This is a genomic window from Leisingera sp. McT4-56 (assembly GCF_020514995.1).
In the GTDB taxonomy this organism is placed as follows: domain Bacteria; phylum Pseudomonadota; class Alphaproteobacteria; order Rhodobacterales; family Rhodobacteraceae; genus Leisingera; species Leisingera aquaemixtae_A.
Genome location: NZ_JAJALF010000021.1, coordinates 43,182 through 62,936, shown reverse-complemented (window position 1 = coordinate 62,936; position 19,755 = coordinate 43,182). Strand labels below are relative to the sequence as shown.

General features: G+C 63.1%; 17 protein-coding genes. 3 read left to right on the top strand and 14 right to left on the bottom strand.

The window, feature by feature from the left end; translation table 11 throughout:
* Window positions 1-150: 150 nt before the first annotated feature.
* From LHL23_RS19010 to phnC, 5 genes are all read right to left on the bottom strand, one after another.
* A complete protein-coding gene (locus LHL23_RS19010) occupies window positions 151-765 on the bottom strand; it encodes a chloramphenicol acetyltransferase (RefSeq protein ID WP_226431102.1) in 615 nt (204 codons plus the stop codon).
* Between the two features lie 31 nt (window positions 766-796).
* Window positions 797-2,167 carry a phosphonate ABC transporter, permease protein PhnE gene (phnE, locus tag LHL23_RS19005; protein WP_226431101.1) on the bottom strand — a complete coding sequence of 457 codons (1,371 nt, stop codon included), beginning with the start codon at window positions 2,165-2,167 and terminating at the stop codon, window positions 797-799.
* A complete protein-coding gene (phnE, locus tag LHL23_RS19000) occupies window positions 2,164-3,033 on the bottom strand; it encodes a phosphonate ABC transporter, permease protein PhnE (protein WP_226431100.1) in 870 nt (289 codons plus the stop codon). The genes phnE (LHL23_RS19005) and phnE (LHL23_RS19000) overlap by 4 nt, the downstream gene beginning before the upstream one ends.
* Before the next feature lie 98 nt (window positions 3,034-3,131).
* Complete coding sequence (phnD, locus tag LHL23_RS18995) at window positions 3,132-4,034, bottom strand: phosphonate ABC transporter substrate-binding protein (RefSeq protein ID WP_226431099.1); 903 nt, start codon at window positions 4,032-4,034, stop codon at window positions 3,132-3,134.
* A 65-nt stretch (window positions 4,035-4,099) separates the two neighbouring features.
* Window positions 4,100-4,918: a phosphonate ABC transporter ATP-binding protein gene (gene phnC, locus LHL23_RS18990; protein ID WP_226431098.1), complete on the bottom strand. Its 819-nt coding sequence runs from the start codon at window positions 4,916-4,918 to the stop codon at window positions 4,100-4,102.
* Window positions 4,919-5,133: 215 nt separating this feature from the next.
* Here phnC and rpe point away from each other — a divergent pair, with 215 nt between their 5' ends.
* Window positions 5,134-5,823, top strand: a complete 690-nt coding sequence (gene rpe / locus LHL23_RS18985; RefSeq protein WP_226431097.1) for a ribulose-phosphate 3-epimerase — start codon at window positions 5,134-5,136, stop codon at window positions 5,821-5,823.
* 197 nt (window positions 5,824-6,020) lie between these two features.
* On the opposite strand, the gene LHL23_RS18980 is transcribed toward rpe, so the two are convergent.
* From LHL23_RS18980 to LHL23_RS18955, 6 genes are all read right to left on the bottom strand, one after another.
* Complete coding sequence (locus LHL23_RS18980) at window positions 6,021-8,111, bottom strand: 3-hydroxyacyl-CoA dehydrogenase NAD-binding domain-containing protein (protein ID WP_226431096.1); 2,091 nt, start codon at window positions 8,109-8,111, stop codon at window positions 6,021-6,023.
* 230 nt (window positions 8,112-8,341) lie between these two features.
* Entirely contained in the window at window positions 8,342-9,574 is a 1,233-nt protein-coding gene (locus LHL23_RS18975; protein WP_226431095.1) for a Tm-1-like ATP-binding domain-containing protein, read from the bottom strand.
* Window positions 9,575-9,689: 115 nt separating this feature from the next.
* Complete coding sequence (locus LHL23_RS18970; RefSeq protein WP_226431121.1) at window positions 9,690-11,132, bottom strand: aldehyde dehydrogenase; 1,443 nt, start codon at window positions 11,130-11,132, stop codon at window positions 9,690-9,692.
* Window positions 11,039-12,658: a tripartite tricarboxylate transporter permease gene (locus tag LHL23_RS18965; protein ID WP_226431094.1), complete on the bottom strand. Its 1,620-nt coding sequence runs from the start codon at window positions 12,656-12,658 to the stop codon at window positions 11,039-11,041. The genes LHL23_RS18970 and LHL23_RS18965 overlap by 94 nt, the downstream gene beginning before the upstream one ends.
* 9 nt (window positions 12,659-12,667) lie before the next feature.
* The gene (locus LHL23_RS18960; protein WP_226431093.1) at window positions 12,668-13,198 is read right to left on the bottom strand and encodes a tripartite tricarboxylate transporter TctB family protein; all 531 of its coding nucleotides are present in this window, start codon (window positions 13,196-13,198) and stop codon (window positions 12,668-12,670) included.
* 71 nt (window positions 13,199-13,269) lie between these two features.
* The gene (locus LHL23_RS18955) at window positions 13,270-14,217 is read right to left on the bottom strand and encodes a tripartite tricarboxylate transporter substrate binding protein (RefSeq protein ID WP_226431092.1); all 948 of its coding nucleotides are present in this window, start codon (window positions 14,215-14,217) and stop codon (window positions 13,270-13,272) included.
* 161 nt (window positions 14,218-14,378) lie between these two features.
* On the opposite strand from LHL23_RS18955, the gene LHL23_RS18950 reads away from it, so the two are divergent.
* Together LHL23_RS18950 and LHL23_RS18945 are read left to right on the top strand one after the other, a co-directional pair.
* Complete coding sequence (locus LHL23_RS18950) at window positions 14,379-15,158, top strand: IclR family transcriptional regulator (RefSeq protein ID WP_226431091.1); 780 nt, start codon at window positions 14,379-14,381, stop codon at window positions 15,156-15,158.
* A 45-nt stretch (window positions 15,159-15,203) separates the two neighbouring features.
* Window positions 15,204-16,559 (top strand): aspartate aminotransferase family protein, encoded by a 1,356-nt coding sequence (locus LHL23_RS18945; protein ID WP_222479627.1) that lies wholly within the window; start codon window positions 15,204-15,206, stop codon window positions 16,557-16,559.
* 161 nt (window positions 16,560-16,720) lie between these two features.
* Here LHL23_RS18945 and LHL23_RS18940 read toward each other — a convergent pair whose 3' ends face one another.
* From LHL23_RS18940 to LHL23_RS18930, 3 genes are all read right to left on the bottom strand, one after another.
* Complete coding sequence (locus tag LHL23_RS18940; RefSeq protein ID WP_222479625.1) at window positions 16,721-17,032, bottom strand: 2Fe-2S iron-sulfur cluster-binding protein; 312 nt, start codon at window positions 17,030-17,032, stop codon at window positions 16,721-16,723.
* A 19-nt stretch (window positions 17,033-17,051) separates the two neighbouring features.
* Entirely contained in the window at window positions 17,052-18,341 is a 1,290-nt protein-coding gene (locus tag LHL23_RS18935; RefSeq protein WP_226431090.1) for a glutamine synthetase family protein, read from the bottom strand.
* A gap of 110 nt (window positions 18,342-18,451) precedes the next feature.
* A complete protein-coding gene (locus LHL23_RS18930) occupies window positions 18,452-19,711 on the bottom strand; it encodes a cytochrome P450 (protein ID WP_226431089.1) in 1,260 nt (419 codons plus the stop codon).
* Window positions 19,712-19,755 lie beyond the last annotated feature (44 nt).

Here is a 19,755-nt window from a genome sequence, read left to right as displayed (position 1 = left end):
AGACCACACGATAGGAAAGGCGCTTGAGGGGCAGAATTGCCCCTCAAGCGCTTCTCTGCAGCCCTTCTGCGCCGCGCAGCGGCGCCACGCCGAACTGTGAAATGCATTCTTCGAATGCGCTGATACAGACGTGAGCAACCGCCCGCCGGATTAGGAATACTTCTCCAGGAACTCCTCCGCCCGCAAATTGCGGAAGTCCGGCAACGCGGTCCGCAGGGTCTCGTGGTCCCAGTTCCACCAGGCCAGTTCCATCATCTGCGCGGCAATCGCCTCAGGATAGCGGCGGCGGATCACCTTGGCGGTATTGCCGCCAACAATGGTGTAGGGCGCAACATCCTTGGTCACAATCGTGCCCGACGCAACGACAGCGCCGTGTCCAACGGTAACCTCAGGCTTGATCATCGCGCCGTGGCCGATCCAGGTGTCATGTCCGATACGGGCAGTTCGCGCGGCACGTCGCGCAAACCACGCCGCGTCATCCTCCGCATCGTCCCAGTAGCTTGCGGAACGATAGAGGAAATGGTGCAGCGACGCCTTCTCCATCGGGTGGTCTGGGGCGCCGATCCGCACGAAGCTGGCGATATTCGCGAACATGCCGATCTCCGCATTGGCAATGTCGCAGGTGCGGTCGCAGTAGCTGTAGTTGCCGAACACCGCATTTGACACCCGGCTGCCAACACCGATCTCCACATAGGTGCCAAAGCTGCTTCCGGTGATTGTGCATCCGGGATGGATGAAGGGTGCCTCTGCCTGCAAACGGGACATGGTCAGCTCCTCTCCGAAAACCGGCACCGGGTCAGGGCAGCAGGAAGGCTTCGCCCTCCGCCTTTCGCGGCTTGCGCTTGGCGTTGCCGCCCTCGCCCTTGATCAGGCGGCGGCGCAGCCAGCCGGAAAACCAGTCCATCAGCATCACCATCAGGATAATCAGGGTGATGTAATAGGCCACTTCCTCCCAGTCCTTCTGGGTGATGATCGCCTGTGTCAGCAAGAGCCCGATGCCGCCGCCGGTGATCGCACCGATGATGGTGGCTGACCGGGTGTTCGACTCGAGGAAATACAGGAGCTGGCTGAGCAGAACCGGCGTGATCTGCGGGATCACCCCGAAGCGGTAGCGCTGCACCGGCTTGGCCCCGGTGGAAGCAACGCCCTCGATCTGCTTATGGTCAACGTTCTCCAGCGCTTCCGAGAAAATTTTGCCAAAGGTGCCGGTATCGGTCACCAGGATCGCCAGCGCGCCGGTCAGCGGGCCAGGGCCAAAGGCGCGGGCCAGAACAACCGTCCAGATCAGCGAGTCTACGCCGCGGACAAAATCGAACACGCGGCGCATGGCAAAGCGGATGCTGCGCAGAGGCATGAAATTGCGGGTGGCAAGAAACGCCAGCGGCAGCGCGATAATGCCTGCACCAATGGTGCCCAAGAAGGCCATCAGCAGTGTTTCGGCAATCGCCCAGGCCACATCCTGATGGCGCCACATCTTGTTGGTCCAGAACTCCTGGAAGATCGCACCAGCCTCGCCGGTGGCGGCACGCTGCACCAGCTCCCCTGCCCCCATGCCGTAATACGGACTGTCGAGGGTAAAGAAGAACAGCTCCCACCCCGCGAAATAGCGGAATACCTCTGCCCGGTTGCGGGTCACGGTCAGGCGCCCGGCCTCAGTGGTCACGGCCAGGCGGTTCTTCGAAACACTGATCCACTCTGGCACGTCGCCGGCAGGCAGTTCCGCTTGCACGCCCGCGCTGCGGCCCGGTGTGGCCCGTACGTTGCCATAGCCAGGGATTTCGTATGCGATGGTCTCTGGGCCGAAGGTGACCGTGTGACCGTCTTCCAGATCAATGACCGTAGTCTCGCCCAGGGCTACCCAGTCCGGCGACATGCCGTCGGGATAAGCGCCCTTGCGCTCGCCCTCAATGGCTACCGACACCTCACCGCTGCGGTTGTCGCGGGTGACATGGGTCTTGTAGCTGTAGCTGTCGCTCACCAGAGTTTTGGCGTTGTCCAGACTGGCACGCTCCCACAGCCCCGGCATGTCGAAGGCCACAAATACATAGGCGAGATAGGCCAGCACCGCAGCGGGCAGGGCAAAGTTCATCAGCCGCTTCCTGAGGAACAGCCAAGAGATGTCAGACTTCAGGTCTGCGGGCGTCAGGGTGGTGTCAAAAGTGGTCATGCCTTCGCTCCATGGGTCAGGCGGTCACGCAGCAGGCCGGACAGATGGTCAACGGCCACGATGGTGACAAACAGGAGAAGGAAGATCGCGGCGGCCTCGTCGTAGCGCCCCTGCCCCCAGGACATGGCGTTCTTCAGCTCATAGCCGATGCCGCCCGCGCCGACGAAGCCAAGGATGGCAGAGGCACGGATATTGATCTCAAACCGCAGGAGCGCATAGCTCACATAGTTCGGGCCGACCTGCGGGATCACCCCCAGCGTCATCCGCTGCGCCCAGGTGGCACCCACAGAGGTGAGGCCTTCGACCGGTTTCAGCGAGGCGTTTTCGTTCACCTCAGAAAACAGCTTGCCCAGCGCGCCGGCAGTGTGGATGGCAATGGCAATCATCGCAGGCACCGGCCCGCCGCCAAGGACAAAGATCAGCACCAGCGCGATAACGATTTCTGGAATGGCCCGGCAAATGTCGCTGATACGGCGGAACAGCGGGATCAGCATAGGCCAAGGCGCCATGCCGCGGGTCGCCAGAAGCGACAGCAGCGTGCCGAACACGGCCCCCACCAGGGTCGAGGCGGCGGCGATGTTCAACGTCTCCACCAGGGCCGGAAAGAAATGCACCAGATGCCCAGGTAGCTGCACGGCCTTTTCGGCGGCTTCTGCCAGAACCTCGGACGGGTAATCAAAGATGCGGGTGAACCCGTCTGCAAATGAGCCGGCATTGCGCGCGTCCGCAGTGCGGAACCCGGCCGCCATCAGCGCCACAAAAACCGCCAGAAGAATGCCGCCATACAGCCGCTTGCGCTGGATATGGGCAGTATAGTTCTGCCGGATGTCCTCGATGCCCGGCCGGGCCGCGGTCAAATCTGCCATTTGGGATCCTGGTCTTCAAAAGATGGCCGATAAAGGCGCCATCAAGGAAATTGCGGAGCCCGGGAAAACCCGGAACCCCGCAGAGCTCAGTACTGAAATTACTGGGACTTCAGTTTGCGGGCCTCGATGATCACCTCATAGGCGTCATGGGTGATCGGGTCGAAGCTCTTGGCTTCGCCAGCCGCAACACCATAGAAGCAGTCGCGGTCGATTTCGCTGAGGTTGTCCATTAGCGCGGTCATCTTGGCTTTGACGTCTGCCGACAGGGCCTTGCGCAGAACCACCGGGCCTTCCGGGATCGGGGCGGATTTCCAGATTTCCACCATGTCATTCATATCGACCAGGCCCGCGTCCACCGCACGGCGCAGCGCACCCGACTGGTAACCGTCTTCCCATTCGCCCAGGCCGTCTGCCCAGGTCACGCCGCCGTCGACATCACCGTTAGCAACCGCGACAATGGTCTGTTCATGGCCGCCGGTGAACTTCACTTCACCGAAGTAGTCGCCGGAGTCCATGGACGCATTGATCTTGTTCGGGATCTCAATCGACGGGATCAGGTAGCCCGAGGTGGAGTTCGGATCGCCGAAACCGAAGGTCTTGCCTTTCAGGTCTTCCAGCGAAGTGATGCCGCTGTCCTTGCGGGCAAAGCCGACCGAGTAGTAGCCATAGCCGCCGTCGGTGTTCACTTTGACCAGAACCGGCTCCACCGCTTCGGGGTCAGACAGATAGGTCTTGGCATAGCCGGACGCGCCCAGCCAGGCCATGTCGATGGTGCCGCCCAGCAGGCCCTGGATCACGCCGTTGTAGTCGGCCGGAGCAAACAGCTTGGTTTCGATCCCCAGTTCTTTCTCGGCGTATTCGCGCAGGCATTCATTGTTGTTCAGGCGGTCCTGAGCGTTTTCGCCGCCCAGGATGCCAATGCGGAATTCCTTGATCTCTTCTGCCGCAACAGGGGCGGTTAGCGCGGTGGTTGCCAGAACGGCAGCAATCAGTTTCTTCATCTCTTGTCTCTCCGGTTGGGTCCCGGCAGAGCAGCCCGCCGGGTCGATGAATTCAGGGGCAGGGGTTACTCGGCGGGAATGGCGGCGCGCATCGCGTCCGTCTTTTCCAGCGTTTCGATCTCGGTTGAGGTGGCGGCTTCGGAGAATTCTTCCCCGGCGCCGTAGATCTCGCGGGCCACCCCGGTGGTCAGCTGTTCCGGCAGCCCGTCAAAGACGATGCGCCCGTCGCGCATGCCGACGACCCGGTCGCAGTAGCGGCGCGCGGTGTCCAGCGTGTGCAGGTTGGCAATCACCGTGCGCCCGTCTTCTTCGTGAATGCGGCGCAACGCCTCCATCACGGTCTGGGCATTCATCGGATCGAGCGAGGCAATCGGCTCATCCGCAAGGATGATCTTCGGATCCTGCATCAGCGCCCGGGCAATCGCCACCCGCTGCTGCTGGCCGCCCGACAGGGCCTCAGCCCGCTTGGCCGCATGTTCGGCAATGCCGAGCCGGTCAAGGATGTCGATCGCCTTGTGAATATCCGCCATCGGGTACAGGTTGAACAGCGTCGCCACCGCATTGCGGCGGTTCAATGTGCCGTGCAGAACGTTGGACACTACATCCATTCGCGGCACCAGGTTGAACTGCTGAAAGATCATCGCACAGTCAGACTGCCAAGCGCGCTTTTCCTTGCCCTTCAGCCCGGTGATTTCACGCCCCTCGAACAGGATACGGCCGCCGCTGGCGTCCTCCAGCCGGTTCAGCATCCGCAGCAGGGTGGATTTCCCCGCGCCGGAGCGGCCGATGATGCCGATCATGCAGGGCTTGTCGATGTCTAGCGTGGCGGTATCCACCGCAATCTTGCCGCCGAACCGTTTAGTCAGTTTGTCAATGCGCAGCACCGGGGCGCTCCCTTCTCGTTCCGGGATTGCCTAGCCGCCCTGCTCAAAGCTCATGTGTCACTGCCGTGAAAGTTTTGTAACGCGGCCCGGCGCAACCGGCAGGCGCAGCGCCCAAGGAAACGGACCCGCTGCGCAATCTGCCCCTGTGCACAGCGGGCCGGACGGTCTATACGGCCTTCGACTCCTCAATTCCCTTTGCAAAAGGAAGCTGCCAGATGTCCTTTGACCGCAAGATTAAGATCGCGCCCTCCATCCTGTCTGCCGATTTCGCCAATTTCGGGCAGGAGATCCAGGCGATCGAAGCCCAAGGCGCCGACTGGGTGCATGTGGATGTTATGGACGGGCATTTCGTGCCGAACCTCACCTTCGGCCCGCAAGCGGTAAAAGCGTTCCGCCCGCATGTGAAGACAGTGATGGACGTGCACCTGATGATCGCGCCGGTCGATCCCTACATCAACGCATACGCCGATGCCGGCGCCGATGTGCTGACCGCCCATATCGAGGCAGGCCCGCACATCCACCGCACCCTGCAGGCGATCCGCGGGGCGGGCATGAAAGCGGGCGTCGCGCTCAATCCCGGCACCCCGGCCGAAGCGATTGAGCACCTCCTGGATCTCACGGATCTGGTCTGCGTGATGACCGTGAACCCGGGCTTTGGCGGCCAGAAGTTCATCGACATGACCGCCAAAATCCGCCGCCTGCGGTCGATGATCGGCGACCGTCCCGTGCATATCGAGATCGATGGCGGCGTTGATCCCACCACCGCGCCGCTGGTGGCCGAAGCCGGCGCCGACGTGCTGGTCGCAGGCTCTGCAGTGTTCAAGGGCGGGTCCGTGGACAAGCCGGAGGTCTACGGCGAGAACATCCGCAAGATCCGTTCCGCCACCGAAGGCACCTGGGCCTGAGGCAACTCGGCCTAAGGCACGGGGAACTCCCGTCAATCGCTAGGCGCATCCAGGATGCGCCGCTCTTGCTGGGCCAGGCGCCGCGCGTTCCGCGCGGCGCTTTTGCGTAATACGGCCAGGGTTTGCACGTCCAGCCCGGCAACGCCGGGCCGCGCCCCGATGGCCCTCGACGGGCCGGAAGGGCGCCGCCCGCTTGCCTAAGCGCCTTTGTTCAGGTCGTCGAAGGTTTTGCCCTCTGCCACCAGTTGCTCCAGCAGCGGCGCCGGCTGCCAGAAGAAACTGTCCTCTTCTGCATAGGCCTTGATATCGTCCAGGATACCGTCCAGCCCCTGCAGATCGGCCCATTTCAGCGGCCCGCCCCAGAAGCGCGGGAAGCCATAGCCGAACAGCATCACCATATCCACATCCAGCGGACGCCGGGCGATGCCTTCGCCCACCACCTTTGCGGCCTCGTTGACCATGGCGCACATGTAACGGCGCAACACCTCCGCGTCAGAGAACTCCCGCGGAGCCACGCCCTGCTGCTCCTGGTCTTTGGCAATCAGCTCCGCCACCTCCGGGTTCGGCACACCACCGCGCTTTCCCGCTTCGTAGATATAGAACCCCTTGCCGGTTTTCTGGCCGAAGTCGCCACCCTCGCAGAGCATCTCGTAGAAGCGCGGCACCCGCTCGCGCGGATCCCGCGTCGGTGCACGGCGCTTGCGGGCCGCCCAGTTGATATCCAGCCCCGCCAGATCGCCCATCGCAAACGGCCCCATCGGGAAGCCGAACCCGGTCACTGCCTTGTCCACCTGATAGGGCGAAGCGCCATCCAGCACCACGTATTCTGCGGCCTTGCGGTAGGCGTTCATGATCCGGTTGCCGATGAACCCGTCACAGATGCCGGAGCGCACCGCGACCTTCTTCAGCCGCTTGCCGAGAGCAAAGCCCGTCGCCAGAACCTCCGGCGCAGTTTTTTCTGCCACCACCACTTCCAAAAGCTTCATCACATGTGCAGGGGAGAAGAAATGCAGCCCGATCACATCCTGCGGGCGGGACGTCGCCGCAGCGATCTCATCTACATCCAGATAGGAAGTATTAGTCGCCAGCACCGCCCCCGGCTTGCAATGCGCATCCAGCTTGCCAAAGACCTCACGCTTGACGCCCATGTCCTCGAACACAGCCTCGGCCACCAGATCCACCTGCCCCAGCGCCGCATAATCCGTGGACACGGTCAGCGCCTCCCTGGTCAGATGATCATATTGCGCCTGGGTGATCTTACCCCGCTTCAGGGCGCCTTGCAGATTGCCTTCGATCCGGCCGCGCGCGGCGGCAACACCCTCATCCGTCATTTCGATCAGCACCACCGGCAATCCAGCCAGCAGCGCCGCAGTGGCGATGCCCGCTCCCATGGTGCCACCGCCGATCACCCCCATCGCGGCAACCTCGCGGGGTTCGACGCCTTCCAGCTCCGGCAGCTTGCCGACCGCACGTTCCGAGAAGAAGGCATGGATCAACCCCTGCCGCTGATCCGATTCCATCAGTTCCGTGAACAGCGCGCGCTCGCGCTTGAGGCCAGCTTCAAAGCTCTCCGCCTCGACCGCCGCCTGTACCGCGCGCACAGCCGTTGCCGGAGACAGCTGGCCGCGGCCTTTCTTCAGCGTCGCCTCATAAATCGCATCGAAATCCACAGATTCCGGCGCAGGCATCTCACCGACAGCCCGGCGCGGCGCGCCCGCATCCAGCAGTTCCTGCGCATAGGCGAGGCCGATCTCGCGCGGCTCGCCCTCCTCAATTCTGTCGATGATACCCTTGTCCAGCGCCTCAGCCGCACCGATGTGGCGGCCCGTTGTGATCATCTCCAATGCCGCCTCAGACCCGGCCAGCCGCGGTAGCCGCTGGGTGCCGCCCGCGCCAGGCAGGATGCCCAGGTTGACCTCGGGCAGTCCCATCTTGGCCGAAGGCACCGCAATCCGGTAATGCGACGACAAGGCCACCTCCAGCCCACCACCCAGCGCAGTGCCATGCATGGCGGAGACCACGATCAGCGGCGAGGCCTCAATCCGGCTGCACAGGCCCGGCAGATAGGGTTCCTGCGGCGGCTTGCCGAATTCGCGGATATCGGCACCCGCGAAATAGGTCTTGCCTTCGCCGTAGATCAGCACAGCCTTGGCGCCTTCGCCTTCAGCACGCTCGATCCCGGCCAGCAGCCCCTTGCGCACATCAATGCCCAGCGCGTTCACCGGCGGGTTCTTCGCCTTCAGAACGGCAATATCGCCGACGCGCTCATATGCAATGGCTTCACTCATCCGGTCTTCCTCTCTCTTCCGCGGCGGCAGTGCCTGCGCCCGGCTCCCAACAGATTAGGCACGGCAGCCGGACCGGCGCCAAGCCCCAATGGCCGCAGAAGGACCGCAAACCCCGCGTCACGGTGCTCGCAGCCTCCGGCGGCCTGTAATGCTGGCAGTTGCGTAACAGAAAAAAAGGCAAATGGAAACTTTTTGAAACATCTTATCCGGCAGCACAACTGCCCGGCCTATCAGCCGGTTTTCACCACCCCGCTGGCGATCCAGCTATCCAGGATTTCCAGTGCCTTGGCGGCGAACTCGGCGTCATTGATGTGGCAGTCCAGCTCATGCAGCTCTGCATTCTCCGGGCAGCGCTCTCGCATTTCCTCGCAAAAGGCCGCCAGCCCCTCCGCATCATGCAGCGGCGCTCCGGGCCGGTCCCATTCGTTGCACCCGCCTGACGGCAGCAGTACCGCCACCGGCGCCTGCGCGGTAGAGAGCTTGCCGCAGATCGCCCGCGCCACCTGGCGGCGCTCCCCCGCTTCCAGCATGGCTGAGGTCAAGAGACGGTTGTGGGCGTGGGTCTCCCGGCCCTTCAGCTGGGCCGGGGTCTCCTGCCAGCCAACAAAATCCACCAGGTCATAGCAGCCCGGCGCCACCAGCTGCGGCGTTGCGGATTTCCCTGCGTTGGTCATCCGGTCCGCCCCCGCCGACAGCCCGCCGAACAGGTGGTTCGACACTTCCTGCGGGGCAAAATCCATCACCGCCGCAAAGGCGCCCTCCGCTGCCAGGCTCTCGAAAGCCCGTCCGCCCATGCCGGTGGCATGGAAAACCGCGACCTCAAACCCGCGGTCCTCCAAGGCCGGTTTCAGCGCTACCATGTAGCGCAGCACCGTCTTGCCGAAAGAGGTCATGCCGATCAGCGGCCGGTCGCGTTTGGGCGGCTCCACCGCCCGAGCCGCCCCCAGCACCGCGCCTGCCGCCTGGCTAAGCGACGCCTTGCAGATCGAATTCAGCCCATAAAGCCCGCCCGCCCACAGGATCATCTGCACGTCTGCCGGGATCCGCTCCGGCGGCATCAACGGCGAAAATGCGACGGTGGTGACGATGTATTTCGGCACCCCGACCGGAAGTGCTGCGCACATATCCAACGCTAGGTCGGTGCCCATCGTGCCGCCCAGCACAATCACCCCGTCGATGCGGCCCGCCCGGTACAGTTCCAACGACTTGGCCGACGCACCCGCGCCCATGATCTGCATGGCGGTGTTCTCATCACCCGAGGCAATCGCTTCCTCTATCGAACTGCCGCCGGCCTCGGCCACCTCATGCTTGCTGACATCAGCGGGCTGGCTGGGATCGCCCAGCACGCTCACATCCATTGTCAGCACCTTTCCGCCCTGCCCGCGGATCACCTCCGCCAGATATCCCAGCTCGTCGTCCTTGGTGTCGTAGGTTCCGGTAACCAGAATGGTTTTGTCTGCCACAGGTTCAGTCTCCCGTCAGTTCAGCTTCGCGGCGGCTATCGGCCTAACCACAGATTTTCATCTTTCCCAAATACTCCCGCCGGAGGCCGCAGGTTTTGCTCTCGCGAAACCTGCTTCAGAGCTGGATCCAAGCGGCCTTTAAATCGGTGTATTTATCCAGCGCGTGCAGCGACTTGTCATGCCCGTTGCCGGACTGACCGACGCCCCCCAACGGCACGGTATTATCCGAACCGCCATAGGTGTTCACATGCACAACCCCGGCACGGATGCCTGCGACCATCCGGTGCGCACGGGACAGGTTCTCGGTCCAGACCGCAGCTGCCAGACCGAAGTCGGTGCCATTGGCCAGGCTCAAAGCCTCTGCTTCGGTTTCAAATTTGGTGACCGCCAGAACCGGCCCGAAGACTTCGCGCTGGAACAGCGCATGGTCGCATGCCACGCCGGTAACGATGGCCGGCGACATGTATGTGCCGCCGGTCTCCTCCAGAATGCGCTGCCCGCCGGTTACCACCTGCCCGCCCTCGGCCCGCCCCATGTCCATGAAGGACAGGTTTCGGCGCAGTTGGTCCTCGGAGTTCACCGCGCCGATCTGCGTGTTCAGGTCCAGCGGGTCGCCCACCCGCAGCGCCTCCGCCTCAGCCTTCAGCATCTCCACAAACTCGTCGTGGATCGAGGCCTCGACCAGCAGGCGGGAGCCGGCGATGCAGACCTGCCCGGAGTTCCGGAAGATGCCGGCAGCAGAGACCTTCGCCGCCTTGGCCAGGTCAGGCGCATCCGCAAAGACGACATTGGGCGACTTGCCGCCCAGCTCCAGGTAACAACGCTTGAGGTTCGATCGCGCCGAAGCCTCAAGCAGCTTACGGCCCGTGGCGCCCGAACCGGTGAAGGCCAGCACATCCACATCCATTGAGGCGGCCAGCGCCGCGCCGGTTTCAGCACCAGATCCGGTCACCACGTTCAGCACCCCGTCCGGCAGCCCGCATTCAGAACATATTTCCGCCAGCCGCAAAAGCGACAAGGATGCAGTCTCTGCCGGTTTCAGTACCACCGAATTGCCCATCGCCAGCGCGGGCGCCAGCTTCCAGGCGCCGATCATCAGCGGAAAGTTCCAAGGCACGATGGCTCCCACCACGCCCACCGGCATCCGGTGCACCAGCCCCAGCACGTCCGGTGCTGTCGGTGCGACTTCACCCGCCACTTTGTCCAGCGCCTCGGCGTAATAGCGGAAGGTGCCAGCGGCCGATCCCGGCTCCGCTTTCAGCGCCATATTGAACTCTGTGCCGTTGTCGCGCACGCCCAGCACAGCCAGTTCCACCGCCTCGGCCGCGATCCGGTCCGCGATCCTGTGAAGCACCTGTTTTCGTGCAGCGGGGCTCTGTCCAGCCCAGCGGCGATCCTCATATGCCCGCCGCGCCGAAGCCACAGCGTTTTCTACATCGGTTGCAGAGGCGCCCGCCAGCGTGGTCAGAACAGATCCGTCAACCGGCGAAGCAACTTCGAGTGTCTGGCCCGAACCTTCTTGCCATGATCCTTCAAGAAAGAGTTTCTGCGGCGCCACATCAAGCTTCCGAAGCTCGTCGATGCGCGATTGGTCTGCCATTCGGCCTCCTTCAGTTCCTTCCGGTCCTTCAGCACCCGCAGGATGTGAACCGCCAGAACGATGATGATGATGATGAACAGGATGAACGCCACCGGGCGGTCAATAAAATCAAGGGGTTCCTTCACCCGCGCCATGCCTGCCCGCAGCTTCACCTCCATGATGCCGCCAAGCACCATGCCCAGGATGATCGGCACCGAAGGCAGCGACAGCCGCTTGAGGATATAGCCGAGGATGCCAAAACCTGCCGCCATCACGCAATCGGTGGCGGAGTTGCGCAGGGAATAGACCCCGACAAAACTCAGCGTCAGGATGCAGACGCCCAGGAACCGGTTAGGAATGCGCACCACCTGGATGAGCGACCGGGTGGCAAACAGCAGGAAAAGAAGCACCAGAACGTTCAGCACCAGCAGAGCGAGATACAGCGCGACGACAAAATCCATATCGTTCTGGAACAGACCCGGCCCCGGCACCACGTTGTGCACATAAAACACTGACAGCATCATCGCCGTCAGCGCCTCGCCCGGAATGCCCAGCGCCAAGAGCGGCACCATGGCTGCGGCGGGCACCGCGTTGTTGGCGGTCTCCGCCGCGATCAGCCCTTCGGAGGAGCCGTTGCCAAAGTCCTGCGGCCGCTTCGAGGTCTTCTGCGCATAGGTGTAGGACATGAACTGCGCGGTGAACTCACCCACGCCGGGGATCATCCCCATCAGCACGCCGAAAGTGGCGGAGACACCCGCCACCCGCGGATGGCGTGCCAGCTCGCGCAGACCCTGGAACATGCCGCCGCGCAGGCGGGTCATGCGGACCTTCTCGTCCTCATCCGTCAGCAGAACAAACGCCTGAGAGATCGCAAACAGCCCCAGCACCACAACGATCAGGTTGATGCCGCCGCCCAGGAAATCCTGCCCGAAGGTGTAGCGCTGGGTGTATTTCACCGGCTCCAGCCCGATGGTCTGAAGGAAGATCCCGAAGCAGGCCAGCGTCCCGGCAATCAGCGCCTGGCCGCGGTGCGCGACCACCACCAGGATGAGGCCCAGAAGCGCCGCCATGAAGATCTCGCGCGACCCGAACATCGGCGCGATCTTTGCCAGCACCGGCGCAAACAGGATCAGGCAGATGACCGAGAAGATGCCGCCAAAGAAGCTGGCGGAATAAGCCAGGCTCAAGGCCCGTCGCGGCTCGCCCCGTGCGGTCATCGGATAGCCGTCATAGGTGGTCAGCGCATTGACCGCGGTGCCGGGTGTGTTGATCAGAATTGCCGGGATTGCACCGCCGTACATGGAGGAGCCGTAGATCCCCAGCAGCACCGTCAGCCCGACAATCGGGTCCATCGAGAAGGTCGCGGGCAGCAGGATCGCAATTGCCACCGCCGGGCCAACGCCGGGAATGGCGCCGATCAGCACGCCGCCGACTGAGCCCGCCAGCAGCGCCAGCGCCACGTCCCAGCGCATCAGGATGTCTATTGCGGAGAAGATCAGGTCCATGGCGGGCACTCAGAGATAGAGAATGAAGAAGCTGCGCAGCGATCCTGGCAGATACTCATAGATGAGCGCTCCGGGGATCTTGACCGACAGCAAGGCCTTGAACAGCACCACCACGGCCACCGCAAAACCGGCGCTGATCCACAGCATGAAAGGGCTGCGGTAGCCCATCCGCCAGCTCAACAGCGGCACGAACACAAGTGTCACAGGAAGATAGCCGATGACGGGTACCAGCAGGACATAGCCCATGAACCAGCCGGCAAATTCAATCACCTGCCCCCAGCGCTTGACCTCCCACAGATCATAGCGGCTGACCCGCCGCCAGGGCAGCTTGTACAGGTGCAGCCCTCCCAGCAGCACCATGCCGCCAATGGCGACGGCAGGCCAGAACCGGGGCTGGGCAAACAGCTTGGTCTTCTGAACCCAGGCGGTCTGCTCTGTGATCAGGACCAGAAGCAGTAGCGCCACGCCCACCATGACCAGGGCAAAAACCAGCTGGCCGCGCCGCGGCCCGGCAAAACGGCGTTCACGTTCTGTAGGCATCTGAGGATTTCTTTGTCCGCGCTAATGGAAAGGGCACCGGGCCCCCGCAAGGCCCCGATGCAGGGGGAGGATTACTCCGACAGCAAGCCACCGATGCGGGCCATGGTGTCGATATCATTGGCGACCCGGGCCGCGCTGTCCTCGGCGTTCTGCCAATAGACCAGTGCACCAGTTTCCTTGGCAACGTTCTGGGCACGCTCGCTCATCACGGTTTTCTCAGCCACCGCAATGATCTTGTCGCGCACGTCCTGCGGGGTGTCCTTGTTCACAAACAGCCCGTTCCACAGGGCAATGTTCAGGCTTTCGTCCAGCTCGCCGATGGTCGGCGCATCGGGCGCCAGCGGGATACGCTCGTCGGTGATCGACACCAGCACCTTGACCTGATCCAGGCAGGGCAGCACAAGCTGCAAGGTGGTGTTAATCACATCGGCATCGCCGGAGGCCAGCGTGTTGCAGTCCAGCGCGTCAAAGGCAGCATCAGACCCCCACTCGAACCCGGCGTTCTTGGCATAAGCCTTGGTCACCTGGGTCGGGGTCAGAACATCGCCGAAATGACCCAGCGCCACGTCGTTCTCCTGGGCATAGGCCGCCAGCTCTTCCATCGTGCTGTAGGGCGCATCACCGGAGGTGGCGATCACAAAGGGATAGGTCAGGAAGATCCCCAGCGGATCGAACTTGGCGGGTGTCAGCGGCGGGATGTCGATCTGATGGCCCATCACTGGCACGCCGATCACGAAGGAGCCGATGGTGTAGCCATCTGCCGGCGCATTGGCGACCTCAATGGCACCCGGGAAAGGGCCGCCACCGCCGCCGGGCTTGTTCACCACTGCTGCAGCAACGCCGTATTCGTTCTGGAAATCCTCGGCGATCATCCGCGTCAGCACATCCTCCAGGTCACCCGGCGGCCACGGCACGATGAAGTTCACCGGCTTCTCCGGATACTCGGCCTGCGCCGCTGCCGCGCTCAGCCCCAGTGCCGCCGCTGCGGCCGCCCCTTTCATGAGGGTTTTGAGTTTCATGGCTTTCCTCCCAGTTTTGCCATTTGGTTCATTATTCGAACCATTGGTTTGAATTTAGATTGACAGGCCGCCCCGTTATCTGTCAACAAAATTGCATCGCGGGTGCGTCTTTTTCCGGAGACGCCACCCGGCAAGACCAAACAGGGAGCATGGGCAAGCGCATGGGAACGGTATCCAAAGCCTTGTCGTTACTGACATATTTCAATCACGGCCGGACCGAAATCGGGCTCAGCGATCTCACGCGACTGTCTGGCATGAACAAGGCAACGGTCTACCGGCTGATGAGCGAGCTGCAGGAATCAGGCTTTGTCGAACAGGCCGGCGCTGACCGCTCCTACCGGCTCGGCCCGCAGGTTCTGCGCCTCGCAGCCCTGCGCGAGGCGGCGGTACCGATTCTCTCGGTCTCCCGCCGTGTGCTGCGTGACCTTAGCGACGAAACCGGCGAGACCACCCACTTGTCGCTGCTGCAGGGCAGCCAGCTGAACTCGCTGTCGCATGCCTACTCCCCCCGCAATGCCACCAAGGTGATGATGGAGGACGCCGAGGTGCTGACATTCCACGGCACCAGTTCCGGCATGGCGGTGCTGGCTTATGCCGACCCGGCCTTCGCCGAGGAGGTGCTGTCGCAGCCGCTTGAGGCCCGTACCCCCGAAACAATCACCGACCCGCAGGAAATCCGCGCCCAGCTGGGTGAGATCCGCAGCACCGGCATTGCCCAGTCCATCGGAGGCTTCGAGGCGGATGTGCATTCCCACGCGGTTCCCGTCTTCGGCCCGGACCGCAAGGTGATCGGCGCTCTGGCGGTTGCCGCGCCGGTTTCCCGCATGAGCGCAGAACAGAAACAGCTGATCCCGGAGGCCCTGCGCCGCGCGGGTGCCACTCTCACCCATCGCATCGGCGGCTCTGCCCCCCCGGACTATCCGCAGGAAGAAACCGCCTGAACCCTTTCACCGGCCCGGACCGGGCCGCATCCAGGAGCTGCCCCCATGAAAGACTCCAACTTTCTGAAAGAACACAATGCCAAATCCCTCTGGCACCCGATGGCGCATCCCGGCGACAGCCTGGCCAACCCGCCCGCCATCATCACCTCGGCCCAGGGGGTGAAGATCACAGACATTGACGGGCATGAAGTTGTCGATGCTGTTGGCGGCCTGTGGAACGTGAACCTCGGCTTTTCCTGCCAGCCGGTAAAGGATGCCATCGCCGCGCAGCTTGATGTGCTGCCGTACTACTCCACCTTCCGCGGCACCACCAACGACCAGGTGATCCAGCTGGCCGAGGAGCTTCGCAAGTTCTTTGCACCCGACGGGCTCACCCGCGCCTTCTTCACCTCTGGCGGCTCGGATTCGGTGGAAAGCGCCCTGCGGCTCGCACGCCAGTACCACAAGATCCGCGGCGAGGAAGGCCGCACCAAGTTCCTGAGCCTCAAGAAGGGCTACCACGGAACCCACATGGGCGGTGCTTCGGTGAACGGCAATGCGAACTTCCGCACCCAGTACGAACCGCTCCTGCCCGGCTGCCACCACATCCCGGCGCCCTACACCTACCGCAACCCGTTCAACGAGACCGATCCGGAACGCCTTGCCCAGCTCTGCCTGCAGGCGCTGGAGGATGAAATCGCCTTCCAGGGCGCGGGCACCATCGCCGCCTTCATCATGGAGCCGGTTCTGGGTGCAGGCGGGGTGATCCCGCCGCACAAAAGCTTCATGCCCGGCGTGCGCGAGATCTGCTCGAAACACGGCATTCTCCTGATCGCCGATGAGGTGATCACCGCTTTCGGCCGCACCGGATCGTGGAGCGGCTCTCGCCACTGGGGCGTGCAGCCCGACATGATGGCGACAGCCAAGGCCATCACCAATGGATACTTCCCCTTTGGCGCAGTGATGATCGCGGACCACATGACCGAAACCTTCGAAAAGGATACCACCGGCAAGGCCGCCATCGGCCACGGCTACACCTATTCGGGCCACCCGGTCGGCGCTGCCGCCGCCCTAGCCTGCCTTGCAGAGACCCAGCGCCTGAACGTGCCGGAAAACGCTGCCGCCCGCGGCAGCCAGATCCACCAGGGCCTGCTGGCGATGCAGAAGAAATACCAGCTGATCGGCGACGTCCGCGGCGGCCACGGCCTGATGTGCGCGCTGGAACTGGTTTCCGACCGTGCCACCAAGGCCGCGGTTGACAAAAAGACCATCGGCAAGCTGCAAGAGGTGGCTTATGAGGCCGGCGCCATGGTGCGGGTGTCCGGCCCCAACATCATCCTCTCCCCGCCGCTGGTGCTGAGCGAGGCGGAGGCCGCCACAATCCTGACGGCGCTCGACGCAGGTTTTGCGGCGGTGAGCTGACGCCTGCACCAGGCGCCGCCTGATACCATGGCGGGCCCGAGGCACATGCTTCGGGTCCGCACTTTCGGCGGCGCCACTGACGCGGCGCGGTGTCGCGATACGGAATAAGGTGCAGCTTTCGCGGCCACGCCTGTTCAACTGCCTCCGCGCAGCCAGAAACCTCAGCTTGCGGGCACTTCCAGAACCAGCCCGTCCAGATCCGGATGCGTCTCTAGCTGGCAGCTCAGGCGGCTTGTCTCCCGCCGGTGCTCCGCCAGATCCAGCATGGCGCCTTCGAACTCCCCTGCCTCACCGCATTTTGCGGCCCATGCCGGGTCCACGTAAACGTGGCACGTCGCACAGGCGAGACTGCCGCCGCACTCCCCCGCCACGCCCGGCACATCATTTGCCAGCGCAGCCTCCATCAAGCTCTGGCCATAATCCACCGTTGCCGTGACAGCCTTGCCGCCCGGCAGCCTCCAGGTCACTTGCATATGCCTCGCCTGCGGGCGATCAGATGAAATGCACGTAGAAATCGCGCATCCCATCCCCTTCCAGATCACGGGTCTTGCGCACTTCCTTGCGTTTCATGAAGACGTGGCTGGCCACCAGCTCCGGCCCGACCGCCTCCGTCAGCACGGTGTCTTTCTCCAGGTCGGCGACCGCCCCCTTCAGGTCCACTGCGGTGCCTTCGCGCGCATCGGTGCGGTCGAACCCGTCGCCGGTCTCCATCGGCGGCAGCTGGCGGCCGTTCTCCACTCCCAGCCGCGCCGCCTGCAGCACAGCCGCCACCGCGGTGTAGGGATTGGCCGAGGCATCCGCCATCCGGTGCTCCAGCCTTGCCTTTGCGCCGCCCTCAGAGCTGATCCGCGTGGTCACGTTGCGATGATCCCCGCCCCAGTTCTGCCAGTACCCCGACAATGAGCCCGGCTGCAGCCGCATGTAGCTGTTGGCGGTCGGTGCGATCAGCCCCGCAAGCCCCTTGTGATGGTGCAGCAGCCCCGCCAGGCAGCCGCGCGCCAGATCGTTCATATGCGCAGGCCCGCCGCGCGGCCCGGACGAGAGCGCATTGCCGCCCGCCTCATCCAAAAAGGAGAAGTTGATGTGCATGCCAGAGCCGCCGGCCTCGGCAATGGGTTTCGGCATGAACGTCAGGACAATGCCGTATTCCAGCGCCACTTCCCGCGCCATCAGGCGGAACAGCACGATGTCATCCACCGCCTTCACCGCATCGTCAAAGGTCAGCGTGTATTCGAACTGCGGGCTGTCGAACTCGGCGGTGATCATGTCGAGCGAGAAGCCCATATCGTCCGCCATCGCCCAGATCCGGTCATTGAACCGCAACGGGTCGGCAAAAGGCCCGGTGCCATAGACCACCCCGCCGGGCGCATCATAGGGCATCAGCCGCCCGCGGTCGTCCGCCTGCAGCGCAAAGGCTTCCAGCTCGATCCCGACTTTGGGTGTCAGCCCGTGCTTTTGCCAATCCGCGACCGCCCGCTTCAGCGCCCAGCGCGGGCACAGCGCCAGCGGCTGGCCCTCGTCATCATAAAGATCGCCCAGCACCACCTGGGTCGAAGCATGCCAGCTGTCCCGGATATCGTCATGCAGCCATCTCAGCTCCATATCGGGCAGGCCCTGCTTGACCATCGCACCCGGCGCGTCCAGCAGGTCCTTGTCATAGTGGGTGCCAAAGACCGACCGGCAGAAACGCGTGCTGCCGTCACCGATCTTGGAGTTCGGCAGATACTTCCCCCGCATAATGCTGAGGTGATCGCAGAACATCGCGCGCAGCCGGGTTTTCATGGCTCAAGGTCCTTCCCTGTTGGACAGTCTACGGCATCGTTTTTCCGTGCCCTAATACTTAACATATTTAGCGGTATTGGCAGAGTCTTTCCTGCAGAAAAGCCCCGCCGCTACACTGCCTCGACCCGCACCGGCAGCTCCTTGATGCCGCCAACAAAGTTGGAGCGCAGGAACTTGTGCGGCCCGGCAGCCTTGATATGCCGGATCCGCTTGGCCAGTTCCTGAAACAGCACCGTAACCTCCAGCCGCGCCAGCCACATGCCCAGGCAGACATGCGGGCCGAACTGGCCGAATGACAGATGCCGGTTCGGGCTGCGGTGCAGATTCACGTGAAATGGATCGTCGAACTGCGACTCGTCCCGGTTGGCCGAGACAAACCAGTACAGCACTTTGTCGCCCTCGCAGATGGTCTTGCCATGCATTTCCACATCCCGCGTCGCGGTCCGGCGGAAGTAGAGCGCGGGCGTCGCCCAGCGGATGATCTCATCCGCCGCGGTGTCCCAGACCGCACCGCCCTCCTGCATCTGCACCAGCAGCTCCGGCTGATGGCACATCGCTTGGATGCCGGCGGCGATCGAATACCGCGTGGTGTCATTGCCCGCCGCCACCAGCAGGCAGAAGAAATTGCGGAACTCGGTCTCGGTGATCACCGAGCCGTCCTTGGCCGGTTCCAGGATCAGGTTCAGCACACCGGAGGTGTCGCCCTTGCGCGCCTTTTCCTCCATCAGCTCCTTGGCGTAGATGTACAGTTCCGCCCCGGCAGGAGAGTTGAACGGCATCATCCGGAACTCATCTGTCTGCATCTTGTCCAGCACATGCGAGGTGAAATCCGGATCGGTATTGGCGATCAGCGCATCGCCTTTTTCCACCAGCCAAGGCAAGTCCGCCTCCGGCAGGCCCACCACCCGACCGAGCATCCGCATCGGCAACTGGCGGGCGATCTCCTTGGTGGCGTCGAATTCCTCCTTGGCCAGCGCCTGATCCAGAATATCCGCGCAGAGGTCGCGGATATCCTGCTCATACTGCGCCATCGTGGTCTTGGAAAATGCCTTCAGGAGTTTCATCCGCACTTTGGAATGCTCCGGCGGATCGGTCTCCTGGAAGGTGCGCCGCGCCAGATACTCCTCGTAGGTCTGATCCTCCATCCGGATCCCGCGGGCAGACGAAAACACCTCGGCGTTCTTGTTCATCACCGTGATGTCCTCATAGCGGGTCACCGACCAGAAGTTCTTGCCGCCCGCGTATTCGGTCCAATGCAGCGGGTCCTCCCGCCGCAGACGCGCAAAGGTGTTGTGCGGCGCGCCATGGGCAAAGGTGTCGTGGCTGCTCAGATCCGCAAAGCCGTCGTCCGTGGGGGTCCAAACTGTCATTGCGGGCTTTCCTAATTTGCTTGCACAATGTATATTAATAGTGA